The organism is Rhizobium sp. AC27/96 (genome assembly GCF_001692325.1).
In the GTDB taxonomy this organism is placed as follows: Bacteria; Pseudomonadota; Alphaproteobacteria; order Rhizobiales; family Rhizobiaceae; genus Rhizobium.
In genome coordinates this window covers 1-24,373 of record NZ_LXKN01000040.1, presented here as the reverse complement: position 1 = coordinate 24,373, position 24,373 = coordinate 1, and the positions used below count along the sequence as shown (strand labels likewise).

Annotated in this window: 21 protein-coding genes and 2 pseudogenes; 7 read left to right on the top strand and 16 right to left on the bottom strand. The window is 58.0% G+C overall.

The annotated features are described in order from the left end of the window. Together A6U86_RS25050 and A6U86_RS25045 are read right to left on the bottom strand one after the other, a co-directional pair. Window positions 1–2,256: Ig domain-containing protein (locus A6U86_RS25050; RefSeq protein ID WP_198929090.1), on the bottom strand; the 2,256-nt coding region annotated here is incomplete at its 3' end. Between the two features lie 705 nt (window positions 2,257–2,961). Next, entirely contained in the window at window positions 2,962–3,906 is a 945-nt protein-coding gene (locus A6U86_RS25045; RefSeq protein ID WP_068396674.1) for an AraC family transcriptional regulator, read from the bottom strand. A 309-nt stretch (window positions 3,907–4,215) separates the two neighbouring features. On the opposite strand from A6U86_RS25045, the gene A6U86_RS25040 reads away from it, so the two are divergent. Continuing rightward, a complete protein-coding gene (locus A6U86_RS25040; RefSeq protein ID WP_068396673.1) occupies window positions 4,216–5,211 on the top strand; it encodes an aldo/keto reductase in 996 nt (331 codons plus the stop codon). A gap of 17 nt (window positions 5,212–5,228) precedes the next feature. After that, window positions 5,229–6,254, top strand: coding sequence for an aldehyde reductase (locus A6U86_RS25035; protein WP_068396683.1), 1,026 nt, complete (start codon window positions 5,229–5,231; stop codon window positions 6,252–6,254). A 79-nt stretch (window positions 6,255–6,333) separates the two neighbouring features. Here A6U86_RS25035 and A6U86_RS25030 read toward each other — a convergent pair whose 3' ends face one another. The 7 genes from A6U86_RS25030 to A6U86_RS25000 form a co-directional block, all read right to left on the bottom strand. Continuing rightward, window positions 6,334–7,932 carry a hypothetical protein gene (locus A6U86_RS25030; protein WP_083196990.1) on the bottom strand — a complete coding sequence of 533 codons (1,599 nt, stop codon included), beginning with the start codon at window positions 7,930–7,932 and terminating at the stop codon, window positions 6,334–6,336. Between the two features lie 53 nt (window positions 7,933–7,985). Continuing rightward, window positions 7,986–9,317 carry a hypothetical protein gene (locus A6U86_RS25025; protein WP_198929089.1) on the bottom strand — a complete coding sequence of 444 codons (1,332 nt, stop codon included), beginning with the start codon at window positions 9,315–9,317 and terminating at the stop codon, window positions 7,986–7,988. A 462-nt stretch (window positions 9,318–9,779) separates the two neighbouring features. Further along, a complete protein-coding gene (locus tag A6U86_RS25020; RefSeq protein WP_068396669.1) occupies window positions 9,780–11,129 on the bottom strand; it encodes a lanthionine synthetase LanC family protein in 1,350 nt (449 codons plus the stop codon). Next, window positions 11,126–12,187, bottom strand: a complete 1,062-nt coding sequence (locus A6U86_RS25015) for a T3SS effector HopA1 family protein (protein ID WP_141683807.1) — start codon at window positions 12,185–12,187, stop codon at window positions 11,126–11,128. The genes A6U86_RS25020 and A6U86_RS25015 overlap by 4 nt, the downstream gene beginning before the upstream one ends. After that, entirely contained in the window at window positions 12,187–13,305 is a 1,119-nt protein-coding gene (locus A6U86_RS25010) for an aminoglycoside phosphotransferase family protein (RefSeq protein WP_068396665.1), read from the bottom strand. Before A6U86_RS25010 ends, A6U86_RS25015 begins: the two co-directional genes overlap by 1 nt. Window positions 13,306–13,467: 162 nt before the next feature. Beyond that, on the bottom strand, window positions 13,468–13,791 hold the full coding sequence (locus A6U86_RS25005) for a hypothetical protein (RefSeq protein ID WP_068396662.1): 324 nt from the start codon (window positions 13,789–13,791) through the stop codon (window positions 13,468–13,470). A 604-nt stretch (window positions 13,792–14,395) separates the two neighbouring features. Then, window positions 14,396–15,055 (bottom strand): HD family hydrolase, encoded by a 660-nt coding sequence (locus tag A6U86_RS25000; RefSeq protein ID WP_068396661.1) that lies wholly within the window; start codon window positions 15,053–15,055, stop codon window positions 14,396–14,398. A gap of 378 nt (window positions 15,056–15,433) precedes the next feature. Here A6U86_RS25000 and A6U86_RS24995 point away from each other — a divergent pair, with 378 nt between their 5' ends. Further along, window positions 15,434–15,643, top strand: a complete 210-nt coding sequence (locus A6U86_RS24995) for a hypothetical protein (RefSeq protein ID WP_068396657.1) — start codon at window positions 15,434–15,436, stop codon at window positions 15,641–15,643. Beyond that, window positions 15,640–16,614, top strand: a complete 975-nt coding sequence (locus A6U86_RS24990; protein ID WP_068396654.1) for a D-2-hydroxyacid dehydrogenase family protein — start codon at window positions 15,640–15,642, stop codon at window positions 16,612–16,614. The genes A6U86_RS24995 and A6U86_RS24990 overlap by 4 nt, the downstream gene beginning before the upstream one ends. Window positions 16,615–16,704: 90 nt before the next feature. On the opposite strand, the gene A6U86_RS24985 is transcribed toward A6U86_RS24990, so the two are convergent. Continuing rightward, entirely contained in the window at window positions 16,705–17,328 is a 624-nt protein-coding gene (locus A6U86_RS24985; RefSeq protein ID WP_068396651.1) for an isochorismatase family protein, read from the bottom strand. Window positions 17,329–17,593: 265 nt separating this feature from the next. On the opposite strand from A6U86_RS24985, the gene A6U86_RS24980 reads away from it, so the two are divergent. Beyond that, window positions 17,594–18,505 carry a LysR substrate-binding domain-containing protein gene (locus A6U86_RS24980; RefSeq protein WP_068396648.1) on the top strand — a complete coding sequence of 304 codons (912 nt, stop codon included), beginning with the start codon at window positions 17,594–17,596 and terminating at the stop codon, window positions 18,503–18,505. 29 nt (window positions 18,506–18,534) lie between these two features. Here A6U86_RS24980 and A6U86_RS24975 read toward each other — a convergent pair whose 3' ends face one another. Both A6U86_RS24975 and A6U86_RS24970 read right to left on the bottom strand, forming a co-directional pair. Continuing rightward, window positions 18,535–19,509, bottom strand: coding sequence for a magnesium transporter CorA family protein (locus A6U86_RS24975; protein ID WP_068396645.1), 975 nt, complete (start codon window positions 19,507–19,509; stop codon window positions 18,535–18,537). Window positions 19,510–19,900: 391 nt separating this feature from the next. Then, a complete protein-coding gene (locus A6U86_RS24970; protein ID WP_068396642.1) occupies window positions 19,901–20,404 on the bottom strand; it encodes a hypothetical protein in 504 nt (167 codons plus the stop codon). A 122-nt stretch (window positions 20,405–20,526) separates the two neighbouring features. Here A6U86_RS24970 and A6U86_RS24965 point away from each other — a divergent pair, with 122 nt between their 5' ends. Both A6U86_RS24965 and A6U86_RS24960 read left to right on the top strand, forming a co-directional pair. Next, window positions 20,527–21,111, top strand: coding sequence for a YigZ family protein (locus A6U86_RS24965; RefSeq protein WP_068396639.1), 585 nt, complete (start codon window positions 20,527–20,529; stop codon window positions 21,109–21,111). A gap of 167 nt (window positions 21,112–21,278) precedes the next feature. After that, window positions 21,279–21,575, top strand: a pseudogene (locus tag A6U86_RS24960) (BA14K family protein); the annotation flags it as partial. Window positions 21,576–21,686: 111 nt separating this feature from the next. Here the strand turns inward: A6U86_RS24960 and A6U86_RS24955 are convergent. The 4 genes and pseudogenes from A6U86_RS24955 to A6U86_RS35930 all read right to left on the bottom strand — a co-directional run. After that, a pseudogene (locus A6U86_RS24955) lies at window positions 21,687–21,932 on the bottom strand (aldehyde dehydrogenase family protein); the annotation flags it as partial. 270 nt (window positions 21,933–22,202) lie between these two features. Beyond that, a complete protein-coding gene (locus tag A6U86_RS24950) occupies window positions 22,203–22,661 on the bottom strand; it encodes a TetR family transcriptional regulator (RefSeq protein ID WP_141683806.1) in 459 nt (152 codons plus the stop codon). Between the two features lie 53 nt (window positions 22,662–22,714). Then, window positions 22,715–23,176 (bottom strand): HAD-IA family hydrolase, encoded by a 462-nt coding sequence (locus A6U86_RS24945; RefSeq protein WP_068396631.1) that lies wholly within the window; start codon window positions 23,174–23,176, stop codon window positions 22,715–22,717. Between the two features lie 95 nt (window positions 23,177–23,271). Further along, on the bottom strand, window positions 23,272–24,024 hold the full coding sequence (locus tag A6U86_RS35930; protein ID WP_244510095.1) for a 50S ribosomal protein L11 methyltransferase: 753 nt from the start codon (window positions 24,022–24,024) through the stop codon (window positions 23,272–23,274). Window positions 24,025–24,373 lie beyond the last annotated feature (349 nt).

The window sequence follows — 24,373 nt, the reverse complement described above, 5'->3', positions numbered from 1 at the left end:
CGCGGCAAGTGTCGTCGGAGCGACTGCAATCGTCGGGGCATTGACAACCAGATTATAGGCCCGCGACCCGGTGAATGGTCCGGAACCGGTGGAGCTATCAGTTGCGGTGACGGTGAAATTGAAGGTGCCGCCTGCCGTTGGCGTGCCGGAGAGAACCCCGGTTGTCGAGAGTGCCAGACCGGCGGGCAGGGTGCCTGCGGTTACGGCATAGGTGTAGGTGCTGGTGCCGCCCGAAGCCGTGATGGCCTGACTATAGGCCGTGGCCACGGTAGCAGCCGTAAGCGTTGCCGGGGTAATCGCAATCGTCGGCGCGCTGACGGCCACGGTATATGCCCGTGAACTGCTGTATGGTCCCGAGCCGGTGGAACTGTCCGTCGCCGTAATAGTGAAGTTGAAAGTACCGCCAGCGGTCGGGGTGCCGGAAAGCACGCCGGTCGCTGCTGACAGCGTCAGGCCTGTCGGAAGTGTGCCGGCGGTAACCGCATAGGTGTAGGGGGCGGTGCCGCCCGATGCCGTGACGGTCTGGCTGTAGGCAGTGGCCACGACCGGATTTGGAAGCGTTGTCGGGGAAATGGCGATGGTCGGCGTGTTGACGTTGAGGCTATAGGCTCTGGAGCCGGTATAAGGTCCGGAACCTGTGGAGCTATCGGTGGCGGTCACGGTGAAGTTGAAGGTGCCGCCAGCGCTCGGGGTGCCGGAAAGCACGCCGGTCGTTGCTGATAATGTCAAACCCGCTGGAAGGGCGCCCGCGGTAATCGCATAAGCATAGGAACTTGTGCCGCCTGATGCCGTGATGGTCTGGTTATAGGCAGAGGCCACGGTCGCGGCAGGCAGCGTAGTCGGTGTAATCGCAATCGACGGCGATGCGATGCTCAGGCTGAAGGCTTTCGATGTATTAAACGGGGCACCGGTTCCGGTTGAACTATCCGTTGCCTTGACCGTGAAGTTGAAGGTCCCGCCTGCGGTTGGCGTGCCGGAGAGAGTGCCTGAGGACGACAGTGTCAGACCGGCCGGCAGGGCGCCTGAGGTGATGCTGTAGCTATAGGGGGTGGCGCCGCCCGAGGCGGCGAGCGTCTGGCTGTAGCCGGTACCGACCGTACCCCCCGTCAAAGGTGAGGCCGTGGTGAATGAGATCGTCGGCGGAGAAACCGTTATGCTGACGATCGCCGGCGAGGATGTACCGCCGGTATTGGTTGCGGTGTAGGTGAAACTATCGCTGCCGGCATAGCCGGCGGTCGGCGTGTAGGTGATCGATGTCCCGCTTGCCGTGGCCGTGCCGTGAGAGGCCTGGGTCGCGACGGCGACAGAGGCCGCAGCTCCCCCTGACAGGTTCAGCGTAATCGGGTTCGCACTGCTGCCGTAGCTCACCGTTGCGCTGGCGGCGCCGGCAACGGGCGGCGGTAAATTGACAACCTGGAGGTTGACGGTAACGACATTGGCATAAGGCCCCGGCGATGTACCGTGCAGATTTGGACTGCTATCGGTGACCACAACCTGGAAACTGAAATTTCCAAGCGACGTCGGCGTTCCGCTGATCGCACCGTTGCCTGCCAACGAAAGTCCTGGAGGCATGGTTGATCCGGTGTAGAGTGCGAAACTGTATGGGGCCAAAGCGCCTGACCCGGAGAGCGTTGCGCTATAGGCCGCATTCAGAGTGGCAGTTGGCGGCGCGCTAACCGCAATATTGTTGGACGGGTTCGGGACGGTGGCCGAATAGGACTTGGTTGTCGACAGGCCGCCAGTGGCCGTCACCGTAAATGTGACAGTATAGTTGCCCGCCTGCGTGGGGGTACCGGAGATGGTCGATCCGCTGAACGATAGACCCGGCGGCAACGAACCCGAGGTCAATGCGAAAGTATAGGGGGCCGTGGCGCCGCTCGCGCTGAGAGTTTGGCTGAAGGCCGTGCCGACTTGCGGGTTGGGCAACGAGCCGGGAGAAACCGTGATAGGGTTTGTGGTCGACGCAACGGCAACGTTGATCGTAAATGGGATTCCACCGGCATCGACCACGACGAAGCTATCGCTTGTCGCACCATCGCCATTGTTGACGTAAGTAACTTTGCCTGCCGCGGCATCGACGGTGACCGAGCCATGAGCCGGAGAAGTTGTGTTCGGTCCGGGGTACGGGTTGAGGCCGGCGCCATTACATTGGGTGCCGACGGTGATCAGAATCGATCCGCCGGAGGCCATCGGGTTAGTTGACGGCGTCGTATTTGCATCGGGTACGTTAAAACTGGTGCAGGCAGCATAGGCCATGCCGGGGGCGGCAAAAGATAAGCCGGAGAATAATAAGGCAACGAGCAGAACCGTCTTGAGAAGTAGCGTATGGCCCTGCGATGCTACCGATATTGAGCTTGCCGTTACTTTATTGATGTGCTTCGCCAGGCGGTGTGCGTAACCGGCAAAGTTAATCAATAGCTTATTTCTAGAAATACAATATTTCTCTCGAATCGAGATCTTTTCTCTGACAAGTTCCGTGGCCGACAACCCGCCAAATTTCATTTGCCCAACCCAAGTACCGGCCGCCATTCATCGCTGAATGGCAGAAATTTACTCTTGCAATTGCCTGCGAACATCGTGGCATCGCCCCCATTTCGATAACACTACTATCGAAAGCGACTTGAAAGGCAATTTACCATTTTTGAAATCCGCTAGGATTGTTTCATTTGATATCAATATTCAATCAAATGTTGTATATTAGCAACATTTGATTTGTGTTCGCCTCTACTGGGTCGGGGTAATCCACAGGACAGGGAAGCGCCGGTAGGCGTCTTCCTTAAATCGCGAGCGGCAGATCGCGTGTGGAGATCCGCTACCGGCGATCGAGAGAGGTAAGGCCATGCCAGAGGTAGTCTGACGCTGACTGACATCTGGAGCGGGACGAGGGCGCCGCCAAGATCTGCGGGCGGGACATAGACGCTGTCTTTCACCGCGTGGGCCTTGCAGACTTGTGGACGGTAGCTAGGGTTGATCTGCGGGAGATTGTTGTGTGGATCGGGCGACGCTCCGATAGGCCTTTGGCGAGTAGCCCGTTACGCGCTTGAACGCGTTGCTGAACGCGCTCTCCGACGCATAGCCGACGGACTGGGCGATTTCCGCGACTATGGTCTTTCCATCACGCAGGGCACGCTCTGCGACCCTCATGCGCCACTCGGTGAGGTAGGTCAGTGGGGCAATCCCGGCAGCTTTCTTGAAATGGAAGGCAAAGCTGGTACGCGACATCGCCGAGGCCTTGGCGAGCTCGTCAAGATGCCAGGCCCGAGCCGGGTCGCCGTGCATCATGTGCAAGGCGGGAGCGATACGCGGATCGCCAAGTGCGCGCAGCCAGCTTGCAGGCATCTCGCTCGCCGTTTTCAGGTGCGCTCTCAAGGTTTGGATGAAGAGCAGCTGCGTCAGTTGAGCCGATGCGAGCTGGCCGCCCGGCTGATCAGTGGCCCGTTCTTCGGCAAGCTGATCGAGAAGCCATCGCAACGCCGTTGCCTGGGGTGATCCTGCCTGGATATGAATCCACGGTGGCAATACATCTGCCAGCAACTGGCCGCTCGCCGGATCAAGAACGACATGGCCGCCGATAAAGGTGAAGTCGCTCCCGTCACCGAGAACGGCCGTCGTCCGGCCGACGCTCGAAAACAGGCTCATCGCATCGACAGGAACGATGCCGAGGTCGCTTCCCAACACATAGGAACGCTTTGCCGCAAGCAGGCCGATGTCGCCGGTATTGAGCCTGACCGGCTCCTTATGACCTTCGAGCGATGCCCAGCAACTTCCCTTGATGACGGCGCAGAATTTGATCTTGTCACGGCCGGGAAACGAAATTGCCCACGACCCGCCGGCCGTAAAGCCACCGGTAGCAACCGCTTCGGCGCGTGTGAGTCTAAGGATATCGGAAAAGGGATCTGCTGGCATTCCGAACTATGGCGCAAGAAATGCGTCGATTCAAGCGCTCTGCGTGCGAAGGGAGGAATGGCCGTGTTTCCCTTCTGGATCAGGTGTCCAAGGCGATGGAGTGCATCGAACCGAGGTTGGAAATGTCTGGATCGGCCAGCTTTTGAACTCTGGCGCAAGTAATTCGCACTTTGGCGCATTCTTCGTCCGGAAATCCTGACTTATCTTCGTCTCCATCAATCACCGGAAATCGGAGGCGCCATACTCATCGAGTGTCGCGCGGTTCAGAATTCGTGCCCTCGTGGATAGCCGAGGAGCCAGGAGAAAATCATGACATTGGGCAAGAGGCGCCTCGGCGGCCAGGGGCTGGAAGTAAGCGCCATCGGTTTGGGCTGCATGGGCATGAGCCAGTCTTACGGACCGGCCGACGAGACAGAAGCAGTGGCGACCCTTGATCGCGCTATCGATCTGGGATGCAACTTCTTCGACACGGCAGAAGGCTATGGTCCATTTACAAATGAGGAACTGCTCGGTCGTGCATTTAGAGGCCGCCGCGATCAGGTCATCCTCGCCACGAAATTTGGCTTTCGCTTCGAAAACGGCCGCCAGGTCGGAGCAGAAACGGACAGCAGTCCCGCCGCGATCCGCCGGGCGGTCGAAGGATCGCTGAAGCGGCTGCAGACAGATCATATCGATCTGCTTTATCAGCACCGCCTCGATCGCAAGGTGCCGATCGAAGACGTGGCCGGCACCGTCGGCGAGCTGGTGCGCGAGGGAAAGGTGCTTTACTTCGGCCTCTCCGAAGTCGGCGCCGCCAATATTCGTCGTGCGCACGCAGTACATCCCATCTCGGCGCTGCAAAGTGAATATTCGCTTTGGGAGCGCAATCTGGAGCCTGATATCATTCCGCTTCTGCGCGAGCTCGATATCGGCCTCGTGCCGTTCTGCCCGCTTGGCCGGGGTTTCCTCGCCGGCGGCGCAAGGCGTGCGGAGGAGTATCCTGAAGGTTATACCCGGCGTATCGATCCGCGATATCAGGCAGACAATTTCGACGCCAACGCAAGGGCAGCACAGATCGTTTTCGATGTCGCGGCCGGCAAGGGCGTGAAGCCCGGCCAGATCGCGCTTGCGTGGCTGCTGCACAAGGGTGGGAATATCGCCCCGATCCCGGGCACCAAGCGCCGGCTCTTCCTGGAGGAGAATGTTGCGGCGGCCGAAATCCGCCTCGATCCGGCAGAAATGCGGACGCTCGACGACGCGCTCGCCACCGGCGCCATATCCGGAAACCGCTACAACGACTTCGTCATGGCGACGATCGATCGATAACAGGCCAGGAGAAGATGATGACAGATGAATTAGTTCTGGTGACCGGCGGCACCGGCTTCATTGCCCAGCACTGCATGCTCGCGCTCCTGAGATCGGGCTATCGGGTCCGCACAACTGTCCGTTCGCTCTCCCGCGAACAGGAAGTACGGCAGAATCTAAGGGCAGGAGGCGCCGAGCCGGGCGATCGCCTCTCGTTCGTCAAAACCGATCTTGGCTCGGATGCCGGCTGGGCCGAAGCGGTGGCGGGCTGTGTCTATGTCCTGCATGGAGCATCGCCGACCCCATCGGGCGACCAGGTCCGCGAAGAGGATTGGGTCAGGCCCGCAATCGATGGCAATCTGCGCGTGCTGCGGGCGGCGCGAGACGCGGGCGTGAAGCGCGTGGTGCTGACTTCCGCTTTTGGCGCGGTTGGCGTCGGGCACAGGAAGCCGCTGCACCGGCCGTTCAACGAGACCGATTGGAGCGATCTAACCGGACGAGTTGCACCCTATCAAAAGTCGAAGACCCTCTCCGAACAAGCGGCCTGGGACTTTGTCGCCAGGGAAGGAGGGGCGCTCGAACTATCGGCCGTCAATCCGGTCGCCGTGCTGGGGCCTGCTCTCGGGCCTGATTATTCTCATTCGATCCGAATGATCAAGAACATGATGGATGGCCAGCCGGCATGTCCTAAGATCAATACGGGGCTTGTCGACGTGCGTGATGTAGCGGACCTTCACGTTCTCGCCATGACTGACCCGGCGGCAAGGGGCGAGCGCTTCCTGGCTATTTCAGGCGAGAGCATATGGATGGCGGACATTGCCAGGATATTGCGTGAGCGCATGGGCAAAGCGGCTGGAAAAGTGTCGACGCGCGTCATTCCCAACTGGCTCGTCGCTCTATCTGCCTTGAGGGACCCGGTGATGAAGGCAATCCTGCCGATACTCGGGGTCAATATGAATGCGACCAGCGTGAAGGCGCAGACCTTGCTTGGTTGGAGGCCTCGCTCACGCGAAGATGCGATCGTCGCCACTGCGGAAAGTTTGGTCACGCTCGGCCTGATATAGCACCTTGAAATCGACGGGAGATACTCAACCGTCCTCGGTGTTTTACCGGTCGGTTGCGGAAAACAATACTGCTCCTTGATCAAGTGACCAAGGCGTCAAATAAGCGGAGCCGCCTTAGCGTCGTAACCGGGTAATTGCTGTCGAGCATTTGAGCCGGAGTGAAGCCTGTTTCCAGTACCCTCATTCTTGAAACTGAGCGATCGTAACTTGCGGTCCGGCCCGCTTGCTTATGAAGCGTAATCAGATAGCGCAACGGCGCGACAAATGACGGACGCAGCAGCAATGCGGCTTCGGCATGATTGGTTGCGTCCTCGTATTCGCCGAGCGCTGCCGCGGACATGCAGCAGAAGAACTCCGTGAAAGCGCGTGCTTCACTGCCTCCGGTTAATTGCAATGCTGCGAGCGAAGAGGCTCGAGAGCTTTTCAGATCGCCCAGAATGAGTTCCGTATTTGACAGAATGGCGAGATTGACGCTGTTGAGCGGGTCATATTTGACGGCTCTCTTCGCCAGCGACAGCGAGTTTCGGGGAGAGCCGCCTCTCAGATATTCGATATGGGCGCCGATGCCCAAAACGGTTGCGCTGTCGGGCGCTTCACTGATGGCCTCATGAAACAGCCCATCCACACTAACGTTGTCTCCCGGCAATTCTGGCGTCCGATGCTGAAACTGGGCGATGGTGCGACCGAAAGCCCTCCAGGCGAGGTATTGCGGTTTGGGTGCCAGCTCATAGGCGGCTTGAAAATACCTGTCTGCGGATAGCAACGCTGCCTTATCGAACCGGAAGACCAGATTGCGCGCGCGGTTTGCAAAGGTCGTCGCGCAATCGGAAATATCAAGCTTTTCGAGGCTCTTCTTCATTGTGTTGAGTATGGCTTCAACGATGCATGATGACGCCAGTTCAATGTCGCCCTGTTCCAGCACCTCTTCCTTGCGACATATGGAGAAGTTTTGCATCAGCAGGATTTCCGAGCTCTGAAAATTCTTCAGGGCGACGTGAAGCTCGAGTCTGTCACGAGAGCCAAAGGCAGCCAAAGCGACGATCAGGCCCTTCTTCGCGCTTCTGCCGGCATTGGCGGGATCCGACCCAAGTTCATGGTAAATGCTGAAGTCGGTAAAATCCAAAAGTGCCGAAGTCGTTAAAGATATGATGGTGCGCACGAGACGGTCGCCGCTTGAAACATTGGTCCTGTATTGGAAAAAAATGGCAGGCGCTGCTTCCGGCATCAGCCGGCGGGTTGCAAAGCAGGTAGGCTCTACCGCTGTTTCAGCCTGGCTACGCTGGTCGCGGACCCAGCTTTCGAACTCCGGGTCAGCTACATCAAGGCCGCAGAAAAGCCCTCCATCCGCTTCGCATGAACGGTTGGTCGGTCCTCGTTCGCGATCGACCGTAAAATGAGCTGGATCAAACGAAACCTGTTCTCGATCCGCTCTGAGTACATGGGCATACTTTCCAAGTGAGCGGCGAATGATCGTCAATGTTTGACGTAGGCTGTCCGACCCCTGCTGGGCATCTCTGTCGCTCCACAACTTGTCCTGGAGCCAGCGGCGACTTCTGGAGTAATCAGGCGCAAGGGCAAGGAGCGCGATCAGTCCGCGTGCCTTCATGGCCCGAGGCAGGAGATCCTCCCCCTTAGGTCCTGTCAGGCGAAAACGGCCATATATTCGCAGGAAAATCATACGATATCCTCAGGAATGCACGCTTGCTTGGTCTCTAACTCCGAAAATATTCGTTAGCGGTTGAACTCATCAAAGGCTGCGCCGGCGGTCGGCACTTGCTGGCTGCCCATCAGAAGGCGGGCGAATGGATAGGGTGGTATGTCGGTCGTTGATCCCGCATGGTCCGGATAATTCAGGAGCACCCAGGCGCGAAAGATCGATATGCCCTTGGCGACTTGAAGCGAATAATCCAGCGTCTGCGTATTCGGTACCGGGGACGCAGCGCCGATGTTGCGGAAATAGGCTTTTGCGTCGCTGTCGATGAAGGGATCAAAAGGCACGTCAGGCAGCAGCATGGCTGCCTGTTTGGCCTCTGGAGAATTGGCCAGAACTGCACGGCCCCAATCCATTGCGCGCTGATGGCAGGTGATGCAGGCCGACTTTGGATTGTCGACAGGCCCGTTTGCGCGACCGAAAAGCCCGAGATGTTGACGCGGCAAAGCGTAGAAGCGCTGAGCCTCCTCCGGGTTGACCCAGCTTTCCTTGGGCGTTGCCGCCTTGTCGTAATATGCGCTGGCCAGCAAATCGGGGTCGCTGCCCCACATCAGGCCAACTGGAACCAGGCGATCATAGGGTGTCTTGCCCGCCTTTGTCCCGTCATACATGAATGTGCCAAAGAACCAGCCATTCGGCGAGCGCTTGTCCTTCACCGAGACGTCCACCTGCAACATTCGCATCGTGATGATGCTGCCGTCATTGCCCGCAGCAACTTCCCATTCCTTCGAGTTGCTCAGAAAAGGGACCTGGGCGGGAGTGGCGTTCGTGAACAGCAGCTTGATGCCCAAAGCCCCGTTGGGAAGGCTGAACCCCTTCGTCTTCGGGAATGTCGGATCACTCCAGATCTGCCCCAGGCCATAACAGGCCAGGTCGTTATAGATCCCGACGGCCCAGTTTTTTGCCCAACCGACCTGCTTCTCGTGCAGTTCCTTCGGCCGCGACCAGCGTTCTGTCGTCATGCCGCGCAATGGCTCACGGGAATCCTGAAGCCAGGGAGCGTTACACCAGTGCTGCTCCTTGTTGTCTTCGATGCGCCAGTCTATGTCCGAGCGCCCGTTATACTTCGTCGCATATTCAAGGATTGCGTGCATGTAGCCGGCGGGGTCGGTGAGGGGGTCGACTGCCAGCCATGGCAAGTGGCTGCTATCCGGGAGCGTTTTCGGGAAGTCATAATGGACCTGAAATTTGCGCTTGCCCTCTCCTCCCTTGAGCGGCAAGGCGCTTGGACAGTTGAACAGGGCGGTCGCTTGGGTCGCAAAGTCTTTTGTCGTCGGCAGCGAACACTCCGCGGATGCCGCGGTGGCAAACATCACGGTCACAAAAAGGCAGATCAACCCAAGGAGTCTCATCGAAAATTCCCCATCCACCGTTCAACTGTTGAGAAAGTTAGAATGTTATTATATACAATCATTAATAGCAAGAAAAAAATGCGATTCCGCGGAAACTTCCGATTTTCCATTCCCGGAGGCGTCTATGTTTGAATTTCAATCTTAAAGTTTAACCGATATACATCTTAAAATTGTAGTTCGTCGCCAGATCGAATCCGCATATGCTGCCGGAGGCGAAACAGTGCTTCGCGCAGATGAGCTGATCTGAAACGAATAGCTTTCGACGTGCAGCCCATCTTGAGATCCGGGTCGCGGAAGCAGTCGACTGGTGCCGCACCGATATCTCTTTGAACGAAATACCGAAAGTTACAGCGACCACCCGGTTAGCTTGTTCATGCTTTCCTCGCGACCGATCGTTTTCCCTTGAGAGCCACATCAATCGACCGAAGATCGGCGAAGCGTGGCTGCAATTCCTGGTGGCTGTCACGGCCGCTCCTCGGGCTTCGCTGGAACCATTCGCAGCGGTTGATTCAGGCAGAGAACGGAGGGAATACCGGGATTTCGCAGACGAAGGAGATGCAGGCCGATGCCGGCAATACCAACCATGAGACAGGGGCTGTATCCGCCGCGCTGCAGGCCAGACGGCATTTGTTCGGGATGACCGTGCTCGCCGAGAACGGACCGAACGGTAGCGTTGACGCAGGATCTTGCTTCGTCATCGTCAAACGCCGTCGCCAGATCCAGGAGGATATCAGACAATCCCAGGACACCGTGGCACAAAGTGATATCGGAGCCCTGCGTGGCCCGGCGTTGAACGATAAAAGCTTGGGTCGTCTTCATCGCGATGCGAGCCATGCGCTCGTGATACGCCGCGCGTTCCGGATCAAGGTCCCGGGCATAGAGGTGGGCCAAGCCAATCCCTGGTGCTCCGTGGCACCACGCACCTCTGAAAGTGCCAACGATCTTCCCGTCGCGCTTCGAATGCTCATATCGCGTGTCGATCCAGTTTCCTTCATCCGGATTGAACAGCGCATCCTCAAAAGAAAAGGCCCCGCGGGCGTGCTTGAGAAATGTCTCGTTGCCGGTTGCGCGATAGGCTCGCAATAGACCTAGTGCGAGCCCGGAAGCTCCGTGCGAGAAGCCGCTGAGCGGTGGCAATTCGAGCTCGACGCCATGAACCTTCTCGGGCGCCCAGAGGCAGATTTCATCGTCTTTCCACTGCGCCTTGTCGACGATCTCTTGAGCACAATCAGATGCAAGTTCCAGGAATGCGCGTTGCTTCAGCACGTCGGCCAGATGAACGAGTGCGGGGATCGCACCTGCATTGCCGCCGATGACATCGAGAGAATGATGAACGGACAATCCGTCCATGATCCTGTTTGTCAGGAAGAGGAATTCGTCCATGACGATGGTACGAAACTGCTGTGTATGGGAGAGGATCTGTACGCCGGCATAAAGCAGGCCCAAACAGCCGGCATAGAAGGAAATCGGCGATGCGGGAAAATGGTTCTGCCGCATGTAGTTGACCGAACGCAGCCAGGCGGCGACGGCAGTCCTCTCATATCGCGCATCACCCGTCTCGGCGTAAAGCGCATCGAGATAAAGGGCGGTTCCCGCCGAGCCGGAATAAAGTTCCGGGCTCAAGGCGGCAGTTCTGCGTGAGTAACCGGCGATTTCCCTATCCTCGATGTCTCTGCGTCCCAGCCAGTTGCAGGCCAGTTCGTCATTGCTCCAGTAGGCGGTGCGAACCAGCTGGTCGCCAATGCGGATCGCCGCGTCCAGCAACTGGTCACGCGCAAGCGGCTCCGCCATGACTTTGGCAAATTGATTCATGTCAGTTTCTCCCAGACGGATGTTGCGGAGGCCAATGCTGCTTCGTACTGGGCCAGGTTGTCCTGACGTGCATAGGGCCGCAGACTATCGAGCCCGGAGCGTTCGAAGCTCGCGTAAACCGATCGAGCCACCTGGTGTGTTTCGACCGGAGACGGGTTATCCAGAAGAGCGCCGGCCAGCAGTGTGGCGCGTGAAATGCCAAAGCTGGAGCCATCACCGGGATCCTCGGCAAAAGCCAGCCCCTTGGCGAGACGCCGTGCAAACAGAGGCACGCCATCCTTGAGGAGGGGGTCTATGACCCCATGCGTTGCCATGATCTCCGGTAGGGCCTCGGCCATTTGACAGGCACGCAAATAGAGCACGCCCGCGTCTGACCTGTTGTAGCCTGCCGGGTCGGCTATGACCTTGGTTCTGAAGTGAATGCGTCTTTGGTTCAGGCGGCGCGTGATTTCTAAGAGATATGGCTCAGCGGCTGTCGGCGTCAAATTGAAGTAGAAACGAAGGAGCGGGCCGCAGTCGGCGGGGATATCCAGGCGCGAGGCGTTGCCAAAAGCCATGTAGAAAGCCGGCATCATTTGGCGCGCTTCCTTTGGTATCCGAACGTAGCAGGATTGATCTTCCGAGCCTGCGGGAAGCCGGGGAACTACATCCTCGGGCCGAACCCAATAGAGGATGCCATCCTTTCGAACGATCAGCTTGCTGCTTCCCTGTTCCTGCCCGAGCAGAAACCAGCCCTCCTGGAATGTGCCTGTTCCGTTATTCGCCTTTGAGAGTGACGGAATGAAGTCGTTCGGATCGAGGTTGGGACTGACGGGCGAGGGAAATGTCGCGGAATAAAGATTGTTATAAATATCCGTCATCAGGATGGTGCGGAAGCGCTCGATGCCGCCATCAGCCGCATCCGGCCCGGCCGTCAGCTCCACTCCACGGCTCGGATCGAACACGCGAAGCTTGCTGATGTCTCGGACGATGCCGTTAAGCTCATATTCGGTGTCGGACAGAACCCGAACCGCGGTCAAAACCCTCAAAATATCGGGATGTACCAACTGGGACGTCATCAATGGATCCTCCCAAGTTCAATGCCGAACAGACCGGAAGCGGCTTCCGTCGGCTTTTCGAGAATGCTCTTTGCAATGCCGAGTAGAATTCGGGCGATCGGCGGGATCTCATCGAATTTCGCTGCAATTTCGTAGCTGGTCTGAAAGATCCTGATCGCCGAAAAGGTCACGACCTTGCTTAGCAACCGGGCTTCTTCGTCAGCGTTCTGGCCGCCATGAGCAATATAGCGGTGCCAAAAGGTCTGCAGGCAGGGCTTGAGCCTCGTGATTGGGAAACCAGCGTTTCGGACCATGTCTTCGGGCGTGGCCATATCCGGCATGGAAATGGTCCACCAAAAGATAAAGTCCTGGAAAACCCCGGCAATATCCCAGGCCTTGTCGCCCTGCTGCACCAGTTCCCAATCGACGATGCGGATCCTGTCCGAGCCGATGTCCTCCATATTGGGATCCGGTTGAACGAGAAAATTGTCCAGCTTCACGTCGCCATGAATAACGCTGTTGATTTCCCAGGTTTTCGCCGCGGCCTCCCAACGGAGCATGACATCGCTCATCGCCTGCAACTCGCGCAGATAGGCGAGGCCACCTGGGCGTATGTAGCCAAGGACATTCGGACTAGGCTTGTTCAGTTTGAAACCGAACGGCAGATCGGTTGAGAGAAAGGCGATCTTCCCGTTGCCGCATGTAACCGGCTGTTCAAATTCCCGGTGCAGCTCGGCTAACAGCCTCCCGACCTCGGAAATCGTACGCAGCGGAAGCCTGTCTGCGCCACGCTGCTTATAGTAACGCCAAAGAGGAATTGCCTCCCGGTAGAAGTCCAGGACCAGGAGCCCTTGCTCAAGGTCAGTATGGCGCACCGTCGCACAATCGACGCGAAAGGCCGGGTTTTCTCTCTCGAGGAACTCATAGAAGCGTATTTCAGCTCTCAAGGTTTCGGCGCTTTCAGAATCTGGATCTGAAGGCTGCTTGATCAGGTAGTTCTCGGCCCTGTTCGTGGTCACCTGGATGTTGCGGTTGCGCCTGGTGAGGGTAGTTGCCTCAAAATCCCCGTACAAAATCGACTCTTTGGATATCAGGCCGAGTGAATCCAGCAGTTTGTCGATGGTATCAATCGAATACATTTGGTTAGGACCTCCAGGAGAGTTCAGGCCGCTTACGAGGCGTTCGCAAAGCACAGGACGAGATCGCGAGCGCAGGTGCCGAGTAGGGGCAAAGAGCTGGTGGCAGTACGCGTTGGACGGGTGGAGAAAGCCCCGCGGCTTTCTCCACCGCAGTCGGGTCGATCAGGTCGAGCAGCCAGTCGTTGCAAGAATGATCCAGCAGCAATCATTGGCCTTGTTCGCCTGAGGTGCCGCGCTATGCAGTTTGGCGGTCGCCGCATCCGTGGAGCAGCCGGTGGTCGCCAGAACGATCCAGCAGCAATCGTCGGCGACGCTCTGCCGGAGCGCCGACGAGGATTCGGCGGTCGCCGCGTCCGTCGAGCAACCGGTGGTCGCCAGGATAATCCAGCAGCAGCCGTTCGGCGCAGGCGACTTGGCTGCTGCGAAATCGGCAGTAGAGCATCCTGTGGTGGCCACAAGAATCCAGCAACAATCTTTGGTGGTCATATTGAGCACTCCCTATTGAGTTGTGGAACGATGGAAAGGCCATTGCCTTCACGACAAGACCTCAAGGTGTTTGATGGGCTTCGCGGTGCGGCAGGCTTTGTGATCAGCGGCTACCATCCCGTGTCCCCATCAGCTCAGCGGCTCCAATGCGGAGGGGCCGCGCCAATCGTCAGTGGTTCTGACGTCAGGTCGAATGATTACCAATTGATTTTACTGGTAAATCGCCGTCGGTCCGATCGTCCTGAACAATGTGCGATCGGATGGAAACACCTGGCCGTGATTGTATCGTGATTTTTTGTTTCGCGTGATCCAGCTCCAGCGATCACTTCAACGTCGGGTCAATTCCTGGGGGAAATCAGCAACTGGGCGCTGATGCCTGATTGCGAGCTTTCAGGCTTGGCGAAGTCTGTGGCGGCCGCATCCCAAGTTGCTTCAATGGCATGCGAGAACTGTTTCAAGGCATGGCGGTAGCCAAAATATCTTCAAGCGGTCAAAATTGCCCTATCGGATCGCGTGACGCCTCAAATCGTCCCGATGGGCATGATCATGGAAAGATCGCAAACGCCAGAAGTCGCGGCCTTGTGCTCCGATAAAGGCTGCAAGGCTAGATTTTGGAGCTGTCCTGCGACCTCAATCCCGGCGCAAGAATGCCTTGTTCGATCGCCAGTGAGATAAGCTTTTCACTAAGCTCGCCAAGCGTGCCCGAGGCTATCCCGATTGGGGCCATGCGGCGGTCGACATCCGAGGAGGTCACGCCGTTGGTGCTCCAAGTGCCACCGTTGGTGAAAAAGTTATGCAGCAGCGGTTGCAGCCGATCCATCGCATTGGCGAAGCGAGATTCATTGGTGGCTTTCAGCTCGAATTCATCCCATAGCGCGCGGAATTCCTGCGCCTGATCGCGGGGTAGAAGCGCGAAAATGCGGTCGGCAGCCTTGAGTTCACGTTCGACCTGGCTCTGTCTGGCGACATTGTCGTAGGCAAAGGTGTCGCCAGCATCGATCTCGACGATATCGTGGATGAGCAGCATCTTGATGACGCGAAGCAGGTCGATGGGCTCGCGAGAGTGCTCCGAAAGCACTATCGCCATGAGCGCCAACTGCCAGCTGTGCTCGGCGTCGTTTTCCACTCGCGAGCGGTCGAGCAACAGCGTCTTGCGCAGGATGGTCTTGAGTTTCTCGACTTCCAGAATGAAGGCCAGTTGCTCCATGAGACGCCGATTGCCGAGAAGGCTTTCCAGATAATCCGCCGTGATGGGTTGCGACATTTCAGATCTCCATGGCCTTATGATTGAGCAGAGTTTCAGGTTGTATGATTTTGGAGAGGTTACGCCAAGCGCACGATGCCAGTGTTGCAGGGGAAGAGGGCGGCTTCCTCAAATGATGGCCATTATTGTCTTCGTTGCATTTGAAATTGGAATCTGCCAATGTACCCCGGCCAATCAGATAAGATAGCTTATGGAACTTATTTCCATAACTTCCGCCATCTGCTTTGTCGCGATGCGCTCCGCTCCCGTTTCTACCCATTGCAACCATTTGTAGAGCGCGGCCCAATTGCAACGCACTACTGTGAATTTGGCGCGATCCGGCATGACAATAATCGCCCATGGGTATAAAATCCTCTTCTAATATCCAGGGAGGTTGTAGTGGAAACGCCTGATGCCCTTGTCGTTGATCTGTTGGTTTTCCTGAAAGCTGGGCCTCGGCCCTACCATGAAGTCATGGATGCCTGGCGGACGAGTTGCCCGCGTCTGCCGGTTTGGGAGGATGCGGTGGATCTTGGTCTTGTCGAGCGCGAACGGGATTCCGTCGTGCTGACGGAGGCGGGAAGAAAAGTGCTGGCATTGCAGTCATGAAGGTTACAATTCTCGACGACTGGCACGATACGCTTCGGCATCTGCCCTGTTTCGCCAAGCTTAGTGGTCACGACGTCGAGATCTGGAACGATCACGTCGAAGACGAGGACGAACTGGTCCACCGCTTGTCTGGGACTGAGGCGCTGGTGCTCATCCGTGAGCGGTCCCGCATCCAAGGCTCCCTGCTCGACCGACTGCCCAAGCTCCGGCTGATCAGCCAGCGCAGCGTCTATCCGCATGTCGACGTTCCCGGCTGCACGCGAAATGGCGTGCTGCTTTGCTCCAACATGCATTCCGACACACCATCCTATGCGGCGGCCGAGTTGACCTGGTCGCTTGTCCTTGCGGCGGCTCGTCAGCTTCCAGCGCAGGTCGCCTCGCTCAAGGCGGGCGGGTGGATTTCGGGCGTCGGCCATACATTGAGAGGGAAAGTTCTCGGCATCTATGGCTGGGGCCGTATCGGCGAGGTCGTCGCGGGCTATGGGCGTGCCTTCGGCATGGGGGTGCTCGTTTGGGCGCGCGAGGCGTCGCGCGACCGCGCGAGGAGCCAGGGCTGGGCGGTTGCCGAAAGCAAGGACGCGTTCTTCGCCTCTTGCGATGTTGTCTCGCTCCACATGCGGCTTGTGCCGGCAACGCGCGGGATCGTGACCGGCGCCGATCTCGCGCTGATGAAGCCATCCGCGATCCTTGTGAATACAAGCCGGGCGCCCTTGATCGAGCCGGGCGCCCTGGTTGCGGCGCTGAAGGCTGGGCGCCCCGGCATGGCGGCGGTCGATGTATTCGAGACCGAGCCGTTGCGCGACACGGCCGATCCGCTGATCAACCTGCCGAACGTGGTGGCGACCCCACATATCGGCTACGTCACGCAGGAAGAGTTCGACCTCCAATTCTCAGACGTCTTCGATCAGATCAATGCCTTTGCGGCCGGCTCTCCAATCAACATGATCAATCCTGAAGCGTTGAATCGCTAGAAGACCTGCAGATGCGTGGGTCCCACGAGAGAATGGCGGACACCGGTATCCCTTCCGCCATTCCTTGAAACAGCGTCATGACGCGCCCTGTTATCTGGCGCGGGATTGGGCGATCTGCCCGACAAGCTTTGCCCAGGGCATATCGAGGGCTTCATAGACAGCGCCTGCCTCAGGACGCCCGTTGTCCTTCAGGATTTCGACCATCAGCGTCGCATAGTCCGAAAGGATGACGCCGGCCTGCAGCATGCGCAGGAGACCTGCCTCGCGTTTCGTTTCGCTAAACGTCCCCGATGCATCGACGGCCACATAGGCGTCATAACCCTTGCCGATCGCTGTGATGGCGGGAAACGCCGCGCAGACTTCGAGAGAGATGCCGGCGAAGATCAGCTTCTTGCGGCCGGTTGCCTCGATTGCGCGCGCAACTGCCGGATCGTCGAAGGCATTCACCGACGAACGGTCGATGATCTGCACTCCCGGCAATGCCTCGACCAATTCAGGGAAGGTCGGGCCCCACATGCTGTTGCGTGCCGTGGTGGTGACGACGATCGGAAGTTTGAGCACTTTTGCGGCCTTCGCCAGAGCGACGACATTGTGCTTCAGCTCCCCGGTCGAGTAGTCGCGTACGCCTGTCATCAGGCCGAGCTGGTGGTCGACGAGGCCGAGCGCGGCGTTTTCGGAGGTGAGCGGTTCATAGGGGCGGATTGTGTCGGTCATTGCATTCTCCTGTAACCGGCGTGGGCGAAATACAGCGGCAAGCGAAGGGGTGCGTCCGACGACGGTCCCCGCTGTTCCGATCGCTGCAACTTGGAGGAACTGACGCCGTTCCATGATGCCTCCGTGGGGTTCCCGGTCAGCACCTTTGCCGCAGCGGGGTCGCGATTGTCTGGTGGCGACAGGTGGAATTTACGTACTGGACCTTCGTCTAAGAAGTCGGCAAAATGCCAACATAGCGTCCCAATGATTGGACGATGGAGGGTGCGTGCTCGATCTCAACGACTTCTTCTATTTCGTTCAGGTGGTGGACCGTGGCGGTTTCACCGCTGCCGGGCGCACACTGCGTATGCCCAAGTCGACCCTGAGCCACCGCATCCTACAGCTCGAGGCCGAGCTCGGTGTTCGATTGCTCAACCGCACATCGCGGCGCTTTGCCATGACCGACGCGGGCAGCGAGTTCTATCGGCACGCCGTGGGAATGCTGCAGCAGGCCGAGCAGGCGGAGACGGCGATACGCCACAGGTTGACAGAGCCGACCGGCACGGTGCGATTTACGGCGGGCCTGGCAACGACACAGTTTGCGATGCGCGACATTGTCGCGGATTTCCTCGTCCGGTTTCCCAAGGTGAACATCGTCGGCCATGCGACAGATCAGACAGTCGATATTGTCGGCGAGAACTTCGATGTAGCGATCCGGGCCCACTCGGCCCCTTTGCCGGACTCGACGCTGGTGCAACGGACGCTGGCGCCGGCGCCCTGGTTTCTCTTCGCCGGCGCCGCATATCTTGATGCCCACGGCGGATTGGAGACGCCGCAAGATCTTACCCGACACCCGTCGCTGTTCATGATGCGGACCGGGGTCTCTCCAACCTGGCGCCTCCGCCACCGCAACGATGGTACAGACGAGGTAGTCATGCCGCTGACGCCACGCCTTCTGAGCGACGATCTGGTTGGCCTCAAGCAGGCGGCCATCGCGGGCCTCGGGATCGTCGCCCTGCCCGGCTACATCTGCCGCGACGAGCTGCGCTCAGGCCAATTGCACCGCGTTCTCCCGGACTGGCTTGCCGGCGACTCCACACTCACCGCGCTGATCCCATATCGGCAGGGCCTGCTACCCTCCGTGCGCGCCTTCATCGATCATTTGGCCACGGAATTTCCCAAAGTCGTGCTCACCTAAGCGGGCGCCGAAAGGATGGGATTCCAGTTTTAGAACCAGCCTTTTACTTTAAACCAGACCAGGGGAATGATGGCGCTGAGGATGATCACCGCCCAACCGAATTGATAGCCCCACGCCCAATCATATTCCGGCATGTTCTTGAAGTTCATGCCATAGACGCCAGCCATCAAGGTAGGCGGGATGCCGACAATCGAGACAATCGTCAAAACCTTGAAAACGTCGTTCTGCGCTATGCCGATCAGACCGACCAAGGCGTCCAGAACGAATTGTACCTTGTTGGCCAGCTGCTCTTCGTAATCCGATAGCGAATGAATGTCCTGGCGCAGGCTGACGACGCGCGGCCTGAGCGCTCCACCGGCCCAATCGCAGGCATTTTGCTCCGCATAGCCAATGACGCGCGCAAGTCCCAGGAGACCATCGCGCAGCTCCGAGAGCCGATCGCCGAGGCGCCCCACCTGGCGCAGCTGGCCGCGCAGCACCCGATTGGCCCGCGCGGGATGACGGCCGCGGGGATCGTCGGCGCGAAAGGCATCCTTCGACAATCCATTTAATTCCGCGGCCAGATGCTCAAGAATGTCGGCAACATGGTCCACGATTTCTTCGCAGAGCAAAGCGAACACCTCAATGCTCGATTTCGGAGCATCCTGGCCGGCGGCAAATTTAGCCGCGACCGCATCGAAGGTCGCCAATTGCATGAACCGGACGGTGACCAGCCTGTCGGCCGACAACACGAATCCCAACGGTGGGGTCGCCTCCGCACCTTCAGGCCGCCGGGCCGCCGACGGCGTGCTCATGTAGAGAATGCCATCCTGGTTCTTGAGCCGGCTGGACGCTTCGATCTCGCTAAGGGCACCCAGGGATGGCAACTTTGCTCCGACGAGCTTTTCGACGTCCGCCACTTCCTCGACCGAGGGATTGACGAGATCGATCCACAGTGCGTTGCTGGCGACATCCCCGACCTTTCCGGCCCGGTGACTGTCGTGGATGGGAAATGTGTTCAACATCGCGTGTGATGATCCCTTGATTGTACTCGAAAGTTGATATCGCCTGGGCAGGCGCAAGTAACTCGCCACTACCAGTGACGACATCAGGCATGACTGGCAAGAAACAGGAGGATCCGTCAGGAAAGCATTTCAGAAGCTAACGGTGCAGTTGTCCATTCAACAAGCAGTGAGATGTTCTTTTTCGCCACGGGTGATGATGTGGTCGTGCATCCGCTATCGAGATACGCATATCACTAGTTGTATTCACGAATAATTGCTGTGGCTGAAATTGCTGTCAGAGCCGAACCATGTATTCGATATCATAAATGGCTAAAGATGTTTGAGGCCGAAGCATCCTGTCGGAAACTTCGGCTTCTCGTCCTATTAACCTGCTCAAGGCTGATTGAAGCTATCAGGCGATATTTTCTGCCTTCGGCTTGCGGCCTCTTTTCGGCTTTGCATCTGTTTCAGCTGCTGCCGGAGACTTCGCCCGGGATGCTTTTGCTGTAGCCGTCTTCGGACCAGTAGTCTTCCCTGCTGTCTTTGCCGCATTCAACAATGTGGCGCGGCGCTTGCGGTTTTCTTCGAGTGCCTGCTGGAAGCCGGCATCATTCTCAGCATGATGTGCGAGATCATCGAGGAACTCTGCTACATCCTTGAGGGTTTCCACGACGACATAGTTCAAGCCCTTGCCGGCATTGACCGAGTCGCGGCCGATGCTGACACCGAAGCCGCCGGGTACGCGCTGGAACCAGGTGGAGCGCCATTTTCTGAAGCCGGCGGTATCCCGCTCATACTCTTCCAGATATGCCTTTTGTTCCGCTACCCTGGAGCGGAAGGTATCAATAACGGTCTTTGTTCCTGCTTTGGGTTTATCAGCCTTCTTCGAAGACCACTTTTCAAGAAAATCTGTCACTGTCTCATCTCCGTGCGACGGTTTCTCGTTTGTTGTAGTACCGTCGCGGCCATCGTTAGCACGATGCCCATGGAACTGCTAACCTGCTTTCCAATGCCTATTGAAATTAGCTAGGACACCTCATGTTTGCGATCGTTTCGATCACAACCGCTAATCAGGAAATCAAGCGAAGCCGTTTCGTTGCAACGGCTGCCCCTGTCATGAACATGGAGGCAGCGAAGGAATTTATCGCGCAATACTCGGTGGCGGATGCGAATCACAATTGCTGGGCATGGCGCATCGGGCAGAACTATCGGTTCAGTGACGATGGCGAGCCGAGCGGTACGGCAGGCAAACCTATTCTCCAGGCCATCGATGGCCTGGAGCTGGATATGGTTGCGGTAGTCGTGACGCGGTGGTTTGGCGGTACGCTTTTGGGAAGCGGTGGATTGATCCGCGCCTATGGCGGGACTGCCTCAATCTGCCTTCAGGCAGCAGAGACGAGGGAGATTGTTCCGACAGTAGCGATGAGGATCGGCGTGCCGTTTTCGGACCTTGCCCTCTTGAAGGCAAGACTTTTTGCGCAATCGGGCGTTCAGATTAGCGATGAGCGTTTTACAGGCTCGGGAGCCATTCTTGGTGTGACGGTGGCAACGTCGGTTGCCGAGCAGGTTATCGGGAATATCAGGGATTTGACGAGTGGTCGGGCGACGATAGATGCGGGCTGAAAAAGGCGCTGCGAGCACCCTACCTACCGGCTAGACCGGCTTCTGCAACAGAGCCGGATCCTGCATGGCCATCGTCGGATTGCCAAGCGGAGGATGGTCTTATACTTCACGTTGTGTTCATCTTTTAAATACTAAGGTTTCCTTGCTAATGACAAGGAAACGAATCAATGAAGAAATTTTTCATAGTCGCCATTGCCGGCACGATGCTCTCGGCACCCTTTGCGAATGCCCAGGAATGGCCACGCAATCATCGCGACCACAGGTCCGGCGAAGTTCATCGCAACGTGCCTCCGCGCGATGCGGGCCGTCGTGGATGGGGACCGCATCGCGGCAATGATGGTCCCGGCTATTATCATGGCTATCGTGGATATCGCGATCGCCGCCCCGGCTATCGTCGCAACAAGGACGGTCTTTGGTACCCGGCAGCCGCCTTCGCGCTTGGCGCGATCATCGGCGGTGCATTGAACAACTGATCGTCACCTGATCTTGGCGGGTGCCAGAGGCTCCCGCCAAGATGGATGGCGCGACCACGCCGATTTAAAGTGGTGAAGCAGCCATGCCTGGCCTATCCCCATTTATTCCCAGCCGACAACGCCCTTGATTTCCAGGAAATCGTGGATTGCCCAATCGGCATATTCGCGCCCGTTACCCGACTGCTTGTAACCGCCGAAAGGCGCGAAAGTGTCCCAGGCCGGATAGTTGATATAGACGGAACCGGCGCGCATCCGCTTGGCGATGGCGCGGGCATGATCGATGTTAGTCGATTGCACGTAGGCCGCAAGCCCGTAGACGGTGTCGTTGGCGATACGGACGGCCTCGTCTCGGCGGCACGACTGCCACAGGCATGGAAAGCCCACGTTCAATTCTTTAACTACCGCACGGGCTAGATCAGCTCGCGTCGCCGGCGCCGTTGAGAGATGGCCGGGTTGGCGCGGAATCCGAACGGCCGCAGTTTGTGCGTGGTTATGCACCTCTATACTCCTTTTGAGTCTTTATCGACCGATGGCTATTGGATGGGACCTCCCATCCTTAACCTGCCCATGACTGCCGATGGCCGCCAACACCGGACATTGGCTTCCGCACGCCTGTCGTCACAACAACAGGCCATTCGCCAGCAACGCCACCATCCGTTGCGCCTGTGCCGGATCGGCATTCTCCGAAATCGATAGGCGCGCAATCGCACCCAGCAATTCATTTGGGGCGATGTCCGAACGAATACGACCTTTCGCCGACGCCGAGGCCAGAAGATTCTGTAGAGCAGGGCGCAGGCGCGCCTCGAAATGCACTCGGCAATGCTGAATAGACGAGATTACCCGAGTGAAGAGCTCCCGCAAGTCCCGCTTGGTGGCAAAGAACGCAGAGAAACGCTGCATCCACAACTGCAACGCCTCGACCGGCTCGTGGCGCCGTGCGAGATCATCAGCCGTGCCCGCGCAGTCGTCGAACTCGCGACGAAAGATGTAGGCGATTATTGAAGCCAAAGCTCTTCGCGCCGCAAATATCAAATCCGTTGGACGATACGAAAGCCACTTGCCCGCGCGAGATGCCAAGCTCTTCTTCAACACGCATATAGGCGGCCGGAGCTGGTTTGAAGGCGCGTTTCTCATCGACGCTGAGGGATATGGTCGAGCACCGTATCGAGCCCGAATTTGTCGGCAAGCGTCGACAGCATCGCCGGGCTGCCGTTCGAAAGGATGACGCGCTGATAGGCGGCGAGCCGTCCAAGGCACTCCAGCGCATCGTCGTATGGCTTCAGATCGAGATAACTTGCGGCGACGTCCTCCAGAAGCTGTCCGCCGGCGCTGAGGTCAAGGGAGCGAAGGGTATACTCGAGCGAGCGTAGACTGATCGACCAGAAATCCTCATACCGTTCCATAAGCGTGACCAGCCATGAATATTCCAGCTGTTTCATCCGCCAAATGGCGGTGATCAGGCTGCCGCGACCGGGAAATGCGGCTTCGACGGCCCCCTCGACCGACTGGACATCGTAGAGCGTTCCGTAAGCGTCGAAAACGACTGCCTTGATTTTCCGACCGTCGATGGTCCTCTTCCTGGATGCTTGCATTTTGCCAGCCTCTCAATGTGCCGCCAAGGATGCCGACATCAATATCAAGCTGTTACGATCGTGGCCGGCTATAATTTTCAGCGGGATGCCCGCAGTCACCTTGATCGGCCCAGGATACGGATGCAAGACCTGCAGCCAACCACCATCGGAATAGTCGTCGGAATGATTGGAAACTCAATACCCTCTGCAAGATCGATCCTCATCCACTGCACGATCCCGACCGCCGTTCCATCCGCACTGACCGGAACATCGATGAGACGAATGTCTTCGGCATGTCTTGGACATGTGAGGTCGATGGTCTGAAGTTCGATATCAGGCGAGAGCCGCCTCCATTCCGTCATCGTGCCGTGAATCGGCAGGCGGTTGGCGGCAAGTCGCGTAAATTCCGACACGTCGAACCCGGACACCGTGCCCACGAACGCATAGTTGCCAAGCACATCGCTCTCGACCAGGCAACCAATGGCACTCGCTGCCCGCGGGATGATTGTCGCACCTTCGCTTATCAGGCGTGCATGGGCGTCCTCAAACGTATCGAGGACGTTCTCGGCCAAGAGATCACTCGACAGAATTTCGGAGACGAGAATGCCCGCGAGCTCCTGCATGTCGCGCCCGATAACCAGATTCGTCGATACCTTGTTGACCACGCTTACGCGGTTCGAAAGCCCATTCTGCTCAATGATGCGTTCGGCCGTTTCCGCGATTACCGGCACCACCTCACACGCAACCACGTTTGTCGCGTCCGCGCGTGCCGCCATCATCGACAACAAGCCGCTGCCGGCGCCGATATCGAGCATTTGCACCGATGGGCCATGCTCGGCGATGGCCCTCTTGATGGCCGCCTCGAACACATCGTTGCGGCGAACATCGTTCAACATCGGAATATGCCAGAACGGAACAATCCGCGACGTGAGGCGGCGCATCTGGTGTCGCGGCATGACGCTGTCCGGTTGAAGGGATACCACACGGCGAAAACCGGCAAGAGCATCGCCATTGCGATCGGCTTGAGCGAGAGCGACCGATAGATTGTTCAACACAAGCGGATTGTCGGGGGACGCTTTGGCGGCGAATTCAAAACATCTGATCGCGGCGTTCGTATCCCTGAACCGCGCCGGGTTTGCCGGAGGCTCCAACTTCTGAGAAAGTGGAGCCGATATGAGCAAGACAACGAACAAGTTTTCACCTGAAGTCCGCGAACGT

What these genes read in the sequence shown, in the direction of transcription:
- A6U86_RS25005 (WP_068396662.1), bottom strand. Translation starts at nt 13,791, where the DNA reads ATGACCACCAAAGATTGTTGCTGGATTCTTGTGGCCACCACAGGATGC.
- A6U86_RS25020 (WP_068396669.1), bottom strand. Translation starts at nt 11,129, where the DNA reads ATGAATCAATTTGCCAAAGTCATGGCGGAGCCGCTTGCGCGTGACCAG.
- A6U86_RS25040 (WP_068396673.1), top strand. Translation starts at nt 4,216, where the DNA reads ATGACATTGGGCAAGAGGCGCCTCGGCGGCCAGGGGCTGGAAGTAAGC.
- A6U86_RS25000 (WP_068396661.1), bottom strand. Translation starts at nt 15,055, where the DNA reads ATGTCGCAACCCATCACGGCGGATTATCTGGAAAGCCTTCTCGGCAAT.
- A6U86_RS24985 (WP_068396651.1), bottom strand. Translation starts at nt 17,328, where the DNA reads ATGACCGACACAATCCGCCCCTATGAACCGCTCACCTCCGAAAACGCC.
- A6U86_RS25025 (WP_198929089.1), bottom strand. Translation starts at nt 9,317, where the DNA reads ATGAGACTCCTTGGGTTGATCTGCCTTTTTGTGACCGTGATGTTTGCC.
- A6U86_RS24975 (WP_068396645.1), bottom strand. Translation starts at nt 19,509, where the DNA reads ATGTTGAACACATTTCCCATCCACGACAGTCACCGGGCCGGAAAGGTC.
- A6U86_RS24945 (WP_068396631.1), bottom strand. Translation starts at nt 23,176, where the DNA reads ATGCAAGCATCCAGGAAGAGGACCATCGACGGTCGGAAAATCAAGGCA.
- A6U86_RS25010 (WP_068396665.1), bottom strand. Translation starts at nt 13,305, where the DNA reads ATGTATTCGATTGATACCATCGACAAACTGCTGGATTCACTCGGCCTG.
- A6U86_RS25045 (WP_068396674.1), bottom strand. Translation starts at nt 3,906, where the DNA reads ATGCCAGCAGATCCCTTTTCCGATATCCTTAGACTCACACGCGCCGAA.
- A6U86_RS25035 (WP_068396683.1), top strand. Translation starts at nt 5,229, where the DNA reads ATGACAGATGAATTAGTTCTGGTGACCGGCGGCACCGGCTTCATTGCC.
- A6U86_RS24965 (WP_068396639.1), top strand. Translation starts at nt 20,527, where the DNA reads ATGTTTGCGATCGTTTCGATCACAACCGCTAATCAGGAAATCAAGCGA.
- A6U86_RS25015 (WP_141683807.1), bottom strand. Translation starts at nt 12,187, where the DNA reads ATGACGTCCCAGTTGGTACATCCCGATATTTTGAGGGTTTTGACCGCG.
- A6U86_RS25030 (WP_083196990.1), bottom strand. Translation starts at nt 7,932, where the DNA reads ATGATTTTCCTGCGAATATATGGCCGTTTTCGCCTGACAGGACCTAAG.
- A6U86_RS24990 (WP_068396654.1), top strand. Translation starts at nt 15,640, where the DNA reads ATGAAGGTTACAATTCTCGACGACTGGCACGATACGCTTCGGCATCTG.